At 56.2% G+C, this 12,560-nt stretch carries 11 protein-coding genes; 9 read left to right on the top strand and 2 right to left on the bottom strand.

The window, feature by feature from the left end; translation table 11 throughout:
* Positions 1-181 precede the first annotated feature (181 nt).
* The gene (gene aspS / locus DSM117340_RS00370) at positions 182-1,957 is read right to left on the bottom strand and encodes an aspartate--tRNA ligase (RefSeq protein ID WP_089888810.1); all 1,776 of its coding nucleotides are present in this window, start codon (positions 1,955-1,957) and stop codon (positions 182-184) included.
* A 144-nt stretch (positions 1,958-2,101) separates the two neighbouring features.
* Between aspS and DSM117340_RS00365 the strand changes: the two genes are divergently transcribed.
* From DSM117340_RS00365 to DSM117340_RS00355, 3 genes are all read left to right on the top strand, one after another.
* Positions 2,102-3,355, top strand: a complete 1,254-nt coding sequence (locus tag DSM117340_RS00365) for a glycosyltransferase family 87 protein (RefSeq protein ID WP_271437407.1) — start codon at positions 2,102-2,104, stop codon at positions 3,353-3,355.
* 134 nt (positions 3,356-3,489) lie between these two features.
* A complete protein-coding gene (carB, locus tag DSM117340_RS00360; RefSeq protein ID WP_089886949.1) occupies positions 3,490-6,819 on the top strand; it encodes a carbamoyl-phosphate synthase large subunit in 3,330 nt (1,109 codons plus the stop codon).
* A 4-nt stretch (positions 6,820-6,823) separates the two neighbouring features.
* On the top strand, positions 6,824-7,471 hold the full coding sequence (locus tag DSM117340_RS00355; RefSeq protein WP_089886947.1) for a pseudouridine synthase: 648 nt from the start codon (positions 6,824-6,826) through the stop codon (positions 7,469-7,471).
* Between the two features lie 150 nt (positions 7,472-7,621).
* On the opposite strand, the gene DSM117340_RS00350 is transcribed toward DSM117340_RS00355, so the two are convergent.
* Positions 7,622-9,064 (bottom strand): aldehyde dehydrogenase family protein, encoded by a 1,443-nt coding sequence (locus DSM117340_RS00350; RefSeq protein ID WP_089888808.1) that lies wholly within the window; start codon positions 9,062-9,064, stop codon positions 7,622-7,624.
* Positions 9,065-9,204: 140 nt separating this feature from the next.
* Here DSM117340_RS00350 and DSM117340_RS00345 point away from each other — a divergent pair, with 140 nt between their 5' ends.
* The 6 genes from DSM117340_RS00345 (at position 9,205) to DSM117340_RS00320 (ending at position 12,545) form a co-directional block, all read left to right on the top strand.
* A complete protein-coding gene (locus tag DSM117340_RS00345) occupies positions 9,205-9,858 on the top strand; it encodes a peroxiredoxin (RefSeq protein WP_089886946.1) in 654 nt (217 codons plus the stop codon).
* Between the two features lie 120 nt (positions 9,859-9,978).
* A complete protein-coding gene (locus tag DSM117340_RS00340) occupies positions 9,979-10,398 on the top strand; it encodes a hypothetical protein (protein WP_245724325.1) in 420 nt (139 codons plus the stop codon).
* Complete coding sequence (locus tag DSM117340_RS00335) at positions 10,395-11,012, top strand: MotA/TolQ/ExbB proton channel family protein (protein ID WP_089886944.1); 618 nt, start codon at positions 10,395-10,397, stop codon at positions 11,010-11,012. The genes DSM117340_RS00340 and DSM117340_RS00335 overlap by 4 nt, the downstream gene beginning before the upstream one ends.
* A complete protein-coding gene (locus DSM117340_RS00330; RefSeq protein WP_089886943.1) occupies positions 11,005-11,367 on the top strand; it encodes a biopolymer transporter ExbD in 363 nt (120 codons plus the stop codon). Before DSM117340_RS00335 ends, DSM117340_RS00330 begins: the two co-directional genes overlap by 8 nt.
* Before the next feature lie 3 nt (positions 11,368-11,370).
* Positions 11,371-11,766 (top strand): biopolymer transporter ExbD, encoded by a 396-nt coding sequence (locus DSM117340_RS00325; protein WP_089886941.1) that lies wholly within the window; start codon positions 11,371-11,373, stop codon positions 11,764-11,766.
* A complete protein-coding gene (locus DSM117340_RS00320; RefSeq protein WP_089886940.1) occupies positions 11,763-12,545 on the top strand; it encodes a TonB family protein in 783 nt (260 codons plus the stop codon). Before DSM117340_RS00325 ends, DSM117340_RS00320 begins: the two co-directional genes overlap by 4 nt.
* Positions 12,546-12,560 lie beyond the last annotated feature (15 nt).

Below are 12,560 nucleotides of genomic sequence, written 5' to 3'. Positions count from 1 at the left end.
ACCACTCACCCCGCATTCGAGGTGAGATTACCATCTATTTCAAAAAGCGGGAGGGAATAGTGCGACGCATTCAACAACAAGCAATGTCACGCCAACCTGTATCGAATTTCGCTACGCGAAATCCGACCGGCCGGGGGCGTTGCCCCCGGACCCCCCGGATGTTTAAGGAAAGAGGCAGACCTTAATCTTGCGGAATAACCCGAAGATTGAGTTCCATAAGCTGCTCTGACATTGGCTCGCTGGGTGCATTCATCATCAGATCTTCCGCACGCTGGTTCATAGGGAACATGATGACTTCGCGGATGTTCTGCTCTTCGGCCAAAAGCATAACCATACGGTCGATACCCGCCGCACAGCCGCCGTGGGGAGGCGCGCCATATTGGAAAGCGTTGACCATACCACCAAAGCGCTTTTCGACTTCGTCCTTGCCATAACCAGCAATCTCAAAGGCCTTGAACATGATCTCGGGCTTGTGGTTCCGGATCGCGCCAGACACCAGCTCGTAGCCGTTGCAAGCAAGGTCATACTGATAGCCGAGCACCTCCAGAGGGTCGCCATTGAGCGCGTCCATGCCGCCTTGGGGCATCGAGAACGGGTTGTGCTCAAAGTCAATCTTGCCGCTCTCATCATCTTTCTCATAGATCGGGAAATCGACGATCCAGCAGAAGGCAAAGCGGTCTTTGTCTGTCAGGCCAAGCTCTTCGCCGATCACGTTGCGGGCGCGCCCTGCAACAGCCTCAAAAGCTTTCGGCTTGCCGCCAAGGAAGAACGCCGCATCGCCGACGCCAAGGCCGAGCTGTTGACGGATCGCTTCAGTGCGCTCAGGACCGATATTTTTGGCGAGGGGGCCTGCGGCCTCCATGCCTTCGCCCTGATCGCGCCAGAAGATATAGCCCATACCAGGCAAACCCTCTTTTTGGGCAAAAGCGTTCATACGGTCACAGAATTTGCGGCTGCCGCCTGTCGGTGCAGGGATCGCGCGGATCTCTGTACCATCTTGCTCCAGAAGCTTTGCAAAGATCGCAAAACCAGAGCCTTTAAAGTGCTCGGAGGTATCCTGCATCTTGATCGGGTTGCGCAGATCGGGCTTGTCGGAGCCATACCATTTGGCCGCATCGCGGTAGCTGATCTGCGGCCATTCGCTGTCTACTTTCTTGCCGCCACCAAACTCTTCAAACACGCCCTGCATGACAGGCTGGATCGTATCAAAGACGTCCTGCTGCTCCACAAAGCTCATCTCAAGGTCAAGCTGGTAGAAGTCTGTCGGCGAACGGTCAGCGCGCGGGTCTTCGTCGCGGAAGCACGGCGCAATCTGGAAATATTTGTCAAAGCCCGAGACCATGATCAGCTGTTTGAATTGCTGTGGCGCCTGCGGCAAAGCGTAGAACTTACCAGGGTGCAGGCGGCTCGGCACAAGAAAGTCACGCGCGCCTTCGGGGCTTGAAGCCGTGATAATCGGCGTTTGGTATTCACGAAAGCCCTTGTCCCACATGCGGCGGCGGATGCTCGAAACCATATCTGAGCGAAGGTGCATGTTGGCTTGCATCTTTTCGCGGCGCAGATCGAGGTAGCGATAGCGCAGACGCGTTTCCTCAGGATACTCCTGATCGCCAAAGACCATAAGCGGCAGCTCGGCCGCCGATCCAAGCACTTCCATGTCGCGCACAAAAACCTCAATCTCACCTGTTGGCAGCTTGGGGTTCACAAGGCTCGCGTCGCGCGCTTTCACTTCACCGTCGATACGCACGCACCACTCAGAGCGCAGCTTTTCCACGGCCGCAAAAGCAGGGCTGTCAGGGTCACAGATCAGCTGTGTCATGCCATATGTGTCGCGCAAGTCGATAAACAGCACGCCGCCGTGGTCACGAATACGATGGACCCAGCCCGAGAGGCGAACGGTTTCGCCGACATTGGCTTTGGTCAAATCAGCGCAAGTCTGGCTGCGGTAGGCGTGCATAGGTCTATCCTTTTCAGGGCATCTAGAGTGCATATAAAGCTCGCGCCGATACACATGGCCCAAGGGCAAAAGTCAAGCCATGTGGCACGGAAGACTCTTTTGCCGCGCTGTTTTCACGGTGTTTCTATCCAAGCCGCAGCAGATATGCCATTTTCGCGCAAAATAACGAGCGGTTCCTATCAGATGCAGCGTCTTGCTTACCCAGTCTGCGCCCTGCTTTTCGCGGGCCTTTTCCTTTCGATGTTCCTGAATACGGCCTCACCCGATTTGAGCGCTCTGTTTCAAGCGGCTCATGCTGTCAGCATAGGACAATCCAGCACAATCTATGCGCTCGACTCAGATCCCCTCAAGGCCGATGCGCTCTATGTTTATCCCCCACTATGGGCCTGGCTGATTGCCCCTCTCACCCAACAGGTGAGCTTTGAAGCCTTTTCAAAAGCCATGTTTTACGCGCATGTGACGATGCTCTGCGCCTCGGTCGGACTGGCGTGGAAAGTCGTGCGCCCGCCGCACATGAAGTTTGAGCATTTCATCTTTGTCAGCTTTGCCTTGCTCGCGCTGTCTGCTCCCGTTTTTCAAGCCTTGGGCCAGAACCAGCCGCAAATCCTGACGCTGTTTCTCGTTCTACTGGCGTTCGAGCGCTACCGCGCAGGCAGCTTCGCCATGGCAGGAATGATCCTCGCTGTCGCGGCCGCCTTCAAACTGTCGCCACTGTTTCTCGTGCTGATCTTCATTCTGGAGCGCAACGGGCGCGCAACCGTTGCTTTTGTTGCTACAGGGCTTTCGCTCGCTCTGATGAGCCTAGCCTTGGCCGGTTGGCCCATGCATCTGCGTTTTCTGGAGCTGATCGGAGAGATCGACAATGTGATTATCCTCAGCAACACCAACTACGCCCCAGAACTTCTACTCTATCAGATGCAAGCCTTCGCAAGCGGCGCAGAGGCTTCAAGCTGGAGCATGAGCCAAACCATGGCCACGCCAGAGCCGTTTTGGCTAAGCGTATTCATGGCCGCCCTAATGCTGTCCGCTCTCACAGCTCTGATCTTGATGCGCCCGCGGCTTATCCCCGGAACGGCTGTGCCTGTTTTGCTTATGGGCTTTGCTTTGGCCACAGCGCTCTTCGGACCAGCCTCCTGGGGGCATTACTTCGTCTTACCGCTCTTGCTCCTACCAACCCTCTTTCACGTCCTCCCGCGCCTCACTGCATGGCGCTGGATCATCTCGCTGGGTCTTTTGCAAAGCTTTCCCGCATATCTTATCTATTTCGAGATGAGTGAGGCCCTCTATGTTACAACGCTTATGGGAGTGCTTTGCTTTGGTGGGTTGCTTCTGGCGCTTGTTAGCTCGGTGTTTCGTGCCGTTCGTTTTGAGCCTGATGTGCCGATGCACTTCCGCTAAAGCGGTTCTGCGCCAAATCACCCCAACTTCATAGCGCTTTGGGCTTGCACCCACGGCCCCCATAGCTATAACCCACGACAATTTGCGCAGACCTGCCTGCGCTCTATTCTGCTGCATAAATGATGGGGGCCCCTATGCCGAAGAGAGACGATATCAAATCGATCATGATCATCGGAGCGGGGCCTATTATAATCGGGCAAGCGTGCGAATTTGACTACTCAGGCACACAAGCCTGTAAAGCCCTTAAAGAAGAGGGCTACCGTGTCATTCTGGTAAACTCGAATCCTGCCACGATCATGACAGACCCTGAACTTGCCGACGCAACCTACATCGAGCCGATCACGCCCGAAGTTGTCGCCAAGATTATCGAAAAAGAGCGCCCTGATGCGCTTCTGCCCACAATGGGCGGCCAAACAGGCCTCAACACCTCGCTCGCACTTGAAGAAATGGGCGTGCTTGAGAAATTCGGCGTTGAAATGATCGGTGCCAGCCGCGCCGCGATTGAAATGGCAGAAGACCGGAAGCTCTTCCGCGAAGCGATGGACCGCCTCGGAATCGAAAACCCGAAGGCCACCATCATCACCGCACCCAAGAAAGAAAACGGCAGCGCCGATCTTGACGCAGGCGTGCAGCTCGCCCTCGCCGATCTTGAAGAAATTGGCCTCCCCGCCATCATCCGCCCCGCCTTTACCATGGGCGGCACAGGCGGCGGCGTGGCGTATAACCGCGAAGACTATATCCACTTCTGCCGCACAGGCATGGACGCCTCGCCCGTGAACCAGATTCTCGTCGATGAGTCGCTTCTGGGCTGGAAAGAATTTGAAATGGAAGTTGTCCGCGACAAAGCCGACAACGCCATCATCGTCTGCTCGATTGAAAACATCGACCCGATGGGTGTCCACACGGGCGACAGTATCACAGTTGCCCCAGCTCTGACGCTGACAGACAAAGAATACCAAGTCATGCGCAACCACTCGATAGCTGTTTTGCGTGAGATCGGCGTTGAGACAGGCGGCTCCAACGTGCAGTGGGCCGTAAACCCCGCTGACGGCCGCATGGTTGTCATCGAGATGAACCCGCGCGTCAGCCGCTCCTCAGCTCTTGCATCCAAGGCCACAGGTTTCCCGATCGCCAAGATCGCTGCCAAGCTCGCTGTTGGCTACACGCTTGATGAGCTCGACAACGACATCACAAAAGTGACGCCAGCAAGCTTTGAGCCAAGCATCGACTACGTCGTCACCAAAATCCCGAAGTTCGCCTTCGAGAAATTCCCGGGCTCCGAGCCCTACCTGACCACAGCGATGAAATCTGTGGGAGAGGTCATGGCCATCGGTCGAACCATCCACGAATCGATGCAAAAGGCGCTCGCCTCCATGGAGTCAGGCCTCACTGGCTTTGATGAGGTGGTGATCGAAGGCGCGCCAGAAAAAGCCGCCCTGACAAAAGCGATCAGCCAGCAAACACCTGACCGCATGCGCACCATCGCACAAGCCATGCGCCACGGCCTCACCAATGAAGAAATTCACGGCGTCACAATGTTTGACCCATGGTTCCTTGATCGCATCCGCGAGATCGTCGATGCCGAAGAGGTTGTCCGCGCAAACGGCCTGCCCAGTGACGAAAAAGGCCTGCGCGAACTCAAGATGCTCGGCTTCACAGACGCACGCCTCGGCATTCTGACTGGCCAGAGCGAAAACGATGTGCGCCGCGCCCGTATCGCCAAAGGCGTCAAAGCCGTATTCAAGCGGATCGACACATGCGCCGCCGAATTCGAAGCGCAAACACCTTACATGTATTCCACATACGAAGCCCCCATGATGGGCGAAGTTGAGTGCGAAGCGCGTCCATCTGAGCGTAAAAAAGTCGTCATCCTCGGCGGCGGTCCAAACCGCATCGGCCAAGGCATCGAATTTGACTATTGCTGCTGCCACGCCTGCTTTGCGCTCGCGGATGTCGGCTATGAAACTATCATGGTCAACTGCAACCCAGAGACAGTCTCAACCGACTATGACACCTCCGACCGCCTCTATTTCGAGCCATTAACTTTCGAACACGTGATGGAAATCCTGCGTGTCGAGCAAGAAAACGGCACGCTCCACGGCGTCATCGTCCAGTTCGGCGGCCAGACCCCTCTCAAGATCGCTCAGGCACTCCACGATGAGGGCATCCCGATCCTCGGCACAACGCCCGACGCGATCGACCTCGCCGAAGATCGCGAGCGTTTTCAAGAGCTTGTAAATAAACTCGGCCTCAAGCAGCCGAAAAATGGCATCGCCTCCACAGACGCGCAGGCACTGGCCATTGCCGAAGATATCGGCTTCCCGCTGGTCATCCGTCCCTCCTACGTTCTCGGTGGCCGTGCCATGGAAATCGTGCGCGACATGGCCCAGCTTGAGCGCTATATCTCCGAGGCCGTCGTCGTCTCGGGCGACAGCCCCGTGCTGCTTGATAGCTACCTCTCCGGTGCAATCGAGCTTGACGTCGACGCGCTCTGCGACGGCAAAAAAGTGCATATCGCAGGCGTAATGGAACATATCGAAGAAGCAGGCGTTCACTCAGGCGATAGCGCATCAAGCCTGCCGCCTCACTCGCTCCCTGCCGACATCATCAAAGAGATCGAAAAGCAAACTGTACAGCTCGCCCTCGCCCTTGAGGTACGTGGCCTTTGCAACATCCAGTTCGCGGTCAAAGATGGTGAGATCTACCTTATCGAGGTTAACCCGCGCGCCAGCCGCACCGTGCCTTTCGTGGCAAAGGCGACAGACAGCGCCATCGCTTCCATCGCTGCACGTCTCATGGCGGGCGAAACACTCGATGATTTCAAACACCGCGGCCCTTACGCCAAAGATGCCAAGCCTGGCTCAATTAAAAATACCGACCCGATGACACTGGCAGATCCAAACATGCCTTGGTTCTCGGTCAAAGAAGTGGTGCTGCCCTTCGCCCGCTTCCCAGGCGTGGACACAATCCTCGGTCCAGAAATGCGCTCGACAGGTGAAGTCATGGGCTGGGATCGCTCCTTCCCCCTCGCCTTCCTCAAGGCGCAGATGGGCGCAGGCACAGTGCTCCCCTTTGAGGGTCGCGTCTTCTTCTCGATCAAGGATATGGACAAGACCAGCCAGCTTGTTGAAACAGCCCAAACCCTTGTGGACCTAGGCTTTGCCATCGTCGCAACAGGCGGCACAGCAAGCTTCCTTGAGGAGCACGGCATCACATGTGAAGTGGTCAAAAAGGTCTATGAAGGCCGCCCCAACGTGGTCGACATGCTCAAGAACGGCGATATCCAGCTCTTGATGAACACCACCGAAGGCGCAGCCGCCGTAGAAGACAGCCGCGAAATCCGCTCTGTCGCGCTCTATGACCGCATCCCATATTTCACCACAGCCTCAGGCGCGCACTCTGCCGCACTGGCCATGAAAGCCCGCAGCGAAGGCGACCTCGGAGTGACGAGCCTACAAGGCTAAGCGTATGTCGAGCGACTACAACCCACCCTCTGATCCGCTGGATATCATCCATGCGGATCATGAGCTCATTTCAGTGAATAAGCCCTCCGGCCTCCTGTCCGTTCCGGGCAAGGGCGAGCATCTGGCCGATTGCTTGATCACACGTGTGCAAGCCGCCTTCCCTGGCGCGCTTCTCGTGCATCGGCTTGATCGGGACACATCGGGTGTGATGATCTTCGCCGCCACGCCTCACGCACAGCGGCACTTGGGTCTTCAGTTTGAAAAGCGCCAAACCAAGAAAGCCTATATCGCCCGTGTCTTTGGGCGGCTTGAGCCGAAGACAGGCACTGTCGATTTGCCTCTGATCGTGGATTGGCCCAATAGGCCCCGTCAGATGGTTTGTCATGAGACAGGCAAGCAAGCTCAGACCGATTGGAAAGTGCTCAAAGCTGCAGATGACGAATCACGGGTTCGGCTTTTCCCCAAGACGGGCCGCAGCCACCAGCTCCGCGTCCATATGCTTGCTCTCGGTCATCCGATCTTGGGGGACCCCTTCTATGCAACGGGGGCAGCCTTAAGCCACCCCCGTCTAATGCTTCACGCCGAAGAGCTGCGCCTGCGCCACCCTGATGGCGGCAAAGGCATGCGGTTTTTTGCCAAGGCGCCCTTCTAAACCGAACGCTGCGTTAAGTTAATTTTCCTTAACATTTTCACGATTCAGCCGGTGCACGGGTTGTGCACGCATTGTGCACGCTTTTCACCCCCCCGTTTTCGGGCCTCCAGCGCGCCGTTAACCCCACCGCGCGCTGGTCCGTTTTGCGTGTTAGGCGTCGTTCGACCAGCCAGAGACTGCCTTCACTTCAAGGAAGTCATCAAGCCCCCATTTGCCGCCTTCACGGCCATTGCCCGACTGTTTCATGCCGCCAAAAGGCGAGCCCGCCCCACGGCCCTGACCGTTCATCTCGACCATGCCAGAGCGCAAGCTGCGCGCCATGCGGTTGAGCCGTGCGCCGTCTTGGGTCTGCACATAGTTGGTGAGGCCATAGACCGTGTCATTGGCCATCGCGACAGCCTCTTCTTCAGTCTCAAACGCCATGATCGACAGCACAGGTCCGAAGATTTCTTCGCGCGCAATGGTCATATCAGGGGTCACATCTGCAAAAACAGTAGGCCGTACATAGAAACCTTTGTTGAGACCTTCAGGGCGACCAACGCCGCCCGCAACAAGCCGCGCGCCTTCGTCGATACCCGTCTGAATCAGATCTTGGATCTTGCCCCACTGCACCGCATTGACCACAGGGCCAATGTGGCGGCCAGATTCTGAGGCTGGACCAACCGTCACTGCGTTGGCAACTTCTGCAGCTGTTTCAACAGCTTGGTCATAGATATCCCGCTGCACAAGCATACGGCTCGGCGCGTTACAGCTCTGGCCCGTGTTGTTCATCATATGAAGTACACCACGCTTTACGGCCTTTTCGTCCGCGTCAGCAAAGACCACGTTTGCACCCTTACCACCGAGCTCAAGTGATACACGCTTGAGCGTGTCAGCCGCCGATTTCGAAATGAGCTTGCCCGCACGTGACGAGCCTGTGAAGCTCACCATGTCCACATCTTCATGTGCCGTCAGCTGGCTCCCAACGCCGACACCGTCGCCGTTGACGAGATTGAACACACCGGCAGGAAAGCCCGCTTCATCCATCATCTCAGCAAAGAGCATCGCATCAAGCGGCGTCTCTTCCGAAGGCTTGAGCACCATGGTGCAACCCGCAATCGCCGCCGCGCCAACCTTGAGCGTGACTTGGTTCATCGGCCAGTTCCAAGGCGTAATCAGCGCTGCAACTCCGACCGCCTCGTGAATAATACGGTCGTTTGGCGCATGATCACCTAGCGGTCCTTCAAACTCAAAGTTCTTCGCAGCCCGAATGAAGTTAGACAAATGCCACGTCCCCGCGCCCACTTGCGAAGATTTGGCCATATCCACAGGCGCGCCCATTTCTTGCGCAATCATCTCGCCCATTTCATCGCCACGGCGTTTGTAAACTTCGAGCAGCTTCTCAACCAGTGCGATCCGCTCTTCAACAGGTGTCGCCATCCAAGCAGGCAACGCGGCTTTAGCAGCTGCCACCGCTGCATCTGTATCTGCCTGTCCACCCAGTGAAATAACAGCAAAGGCCTCTTCTGTGGACGGGTCAATAACCTGATAGTCCTTACCAGCCTGAGGGGCTACCCATTGGCCACCAATGTAAAAGTCGCGTTTCTCAATCATGATCATTCTCCCAAGAATTTGGGGCACTTTGTCACCCCATCGCATTTGCTGCAAGACGCCCCTTTCACTCGGACGCAACGTGAATATATATATTCGGAAAGCAGAATTTAACGATCACCCCAAACAAAAGGAGCCACGCTATGGGCCTTCGCATTAATGACATCGTCCCTAACTTTACAGCCCAAACAGACAAGGGCGAAATCAAGTTCCACGACTGGATCGGCGACAGCTGGGCGATTCTTTTTTCGCACCCAAAAGACTTCACGCCCGTTTGCACAACAGAGTTTGGCGCTGTCTCACAGCTCGCTGACGAGTGGGACAAACGCGGCTGCAAGGTCATCGGCCTTTCCGTTGACAGCGTAGAAGAGCACCACGGCTGGAAGAAGGACATCGAAAGCTATGCCAGCGCAAAAGCGGGCTTCCCAATCATTGCTGATGAAGATCTCGCCGTTTCAAAGGCCTTTGATATGCTGCCAGCCGATGCTTACCTTCCCGATGGTAGCACAGCCGCCGACAGCGCATCTGTGCGCTCGGTTTTCATCATTGGCCCAGATAAACAACTCAAGCTTTCAATGACATACCCCATGAACGTCGGCCGCAACTTCGCAGAAGTCCTGCGCGCGCTCGATGGCCTTCAGATGGCCAATGGCAATGGCGTTGCAACACCAGCAAACTGGACTGCAGGTCAGGATGTGATCATCCCTACAAGCGTTTCCGATCAAGACGCTGCCGCAAAGTTTGGCGAATTCACGACTGTTTTCCCCTATCTGCGCACAACAAAAGCGCCGTCCTAAATAAATACAAGCGCGCCGCTATAGCAGCGGCGCGCATCTCTACATGGATTAAGACTTTATACGCGCGCGCGTTTCAGGCAGTCTGCCGACGATTCTTCCTCTGAGTGAATTGAGGCCCCAATGCGCGCTCTGCAGACCCTTGCCATATGTCTATTTGCCAGTGTCGCTGGAGCCGACGAGGCGCCTATCGGACAACATCTCGACATTGAGTTAAATGCCGCAACCCAGACAGATCAGGGGTGTCAGCTGTCGTTCTTGCTCATCAACGGTCACGCTCAGGATATCAAGAGTGCCGTTTTTGAAACTGTCCTCTTTGATACTGCAGGAGCAGTCAAGCTGCTGACACTGTTTGATATGGGCGAGCTGCCCACAAGCCGCCCACGAGTGCGCCAGTTTATTCTCCCCCAAACACAATGTGCCGAGCTTGGCCAAGTCCTCTTCAACGGCAGCAAAAGCTGCTCAGCAGAAACGCTGGAGGCGACCGCCTGTATGGACGGCCTGACCCTGCACAGCCGAACAAACATCAAGGTGCTGGGATGAATGATGTCTTATCTTCTCTGTCGAGAGTAGCTGAACTTGGCGGGCCTGTTGTGGTTATACTTATGGGTGTCTCCGTTCTCACGCTGGCACTTGTTTTGTACAAGCTATGGCAGTTTCGTGCTTCTTCCGTCGGAAAACACAGCGCTCTTCGCCGCGCCATAGCGGCTTGGGACGAAGGCCAATCCGCAGAAGCCGAAAGCGCCCTGAAACAGTCACACAGCTATCTCGCCCCACTGATTGCCTCAGGCTTTGCTTTGGCACCCCGCGAGCGCCTTGCCGCAGAAGCGGAAGCACGCTTCGCCACTTTGGAGGGCGGCTTTCGCGCATTAGATAGCGTTGCACAGCTTTCGCCACTCCTTGGCCTCTTTGGGACAGTTCTGGGCATGATTGACGCCTTTCAATCGCTTCAGAGCGCAGGGAGCCAAGTTGATCCCTCTCTCTTAGCGGGCGGTATCTGGGTCGCGCTCCTCACCACAGCCGTTGGTCTTGCAGTGGCCATGCCAACAGCGATGGTTCTGAGCTGGCTTGAGTCTCGGATGGATGGCGAGCGCGTTTTTGCAGACACTGCAATCCAGACAATTTGCGCGCCGCGAGAGTCACAGCCCGATGATTAGAGCTGCGCGCAGACGGAGGCGCTTGTCGATGACCTCACTCATTGACGTTATCTTCCTGTTGCTATTGTTCTTCATGCTGTCCTCCACGTTTTCCCGTTATGCTGAGGTCGAACTTGTCGCAGCCGCGCGCGGCAATGCAGCTATTGAAACACCGCCTCTCTTCGTTCAGCTCAGTCCAGATGCCGTTACGGTCAACGGGCTTCCACAGGACTTAGCCTCCCTCAGCTTGCCCGAAGGGGAGCAGCGCCTGCTGGTGTCCCTGAAGCCCGATGTCACAGCCCAAAGGCTGACGGATCTGCTTGTTGCCTTGCGCCGATTTAACCAGATCACTGTGACCGTTCTGACCTCGAGCTGAATTATGCAAAAAAAACTGCGCAAATCTCAGGTCTCCAGCCGCCGCGAACCAACAATCGCACTTATCAACATCGTCTTTCTCATGCTGATTTTCTTTCTCATAGCGGGGACACTTGTCACGCCACTTGAGGCCGATTTGAAGCTCGTGAACACATCCGAGCTAGAAGGAACAGCCCCCCCCGATGCGTTGGTCTTGAATGCGGCGGGGCAACTAAGCTTTCGCGGCGAAGTGATAACCCCCTCCGCCTACATGACTACGGCGAGTGAGGCCGAGGGCGCATATATAAGACTTGTGCCAGACCGTGCCGTTCCAGCAGCAACGCTGGTCCAGATTGCTTCAGAACTGAAAGCTGCGGGCGCAGGCGCTGTTGTTCTCGTGACAGAAAAGGCGCTGCCATGATCGCCTCCTCTGGCATAGCCAAAAGTATTGCCTTCACAGCAGCGATCGTGCTCCATGCCGCGCTCTTATGGGAATACGCCCCAAAGACGACAGAGATCGCGACAGAAGGGGCGAGAGGCGCGCTGGAAACCAGGCTTGGTGATAGCTTTGAGGATATGAGTAAAGGGGTTCTCTCACCTGTAGAGACAGAAACAACAGCTCTATCCCCAGAACTCCCAAGCACAGCACAACAAGTGTTTCCCACAACAGCTATGTCGGCGCCTGCCGTCAAAGCCCTGCCCGCTGAAGCCATCGCTGCCCAGCCAATCGAAGACACAGCGGTTGTGAAATCGCCGCGCCCTGCCCAAAGACCAAAGGCGCTTGAGACGGAACCAAAACCTACGCCAAAGGCCTCCAAAAAAACCAAGCCCAAAACAGGTGCATCAAAAGAAAGCCGCAAAGGCGCCCAAAGCGGAAAAGCCAAAGCAGCACAAGCGCCGAAATCGACAGGAGCGTCCCCCACTCAGACCACAGGCAATGCGGCCGCCCAAAACTATCCTGGGAAAGTAATGCGTAAGATTTCCCGTGTGCCCAAACCGCGTGTCGCCTCTAAAGGCTCAGCCACAGTCCGTTTCACCATCTCAGTTGAAGGTGGCCTTGCTGCGGCCACTATTGCAAAAAGCTCTGGCTCTAGCGAGCTTGACCGCGCAGCGCTCAAAGTCGTGGCCCGCGCGGCCCCTTTCCCAAAGCCGCCAGCTGGCGCACAGCGAAGCTTCACCCTCAAAATAAGCGGAAAATAGGAAGAGCCGCACCCT

The sequence above is a fragment of the Lentibacter algarum genome (assembly GCF_040580765.1).
Lineage (GTDB): Bacteria > Pseudomonadota > Alphaproteobacteria > Rhodobacterales > Rhodobacteraceae > Lentibacter > Lentibacter algarum.
Note: the sequence above shows the minus strand (reverse complement) of the source record. Positions and strands in the feature narration are given on the sequence as shown.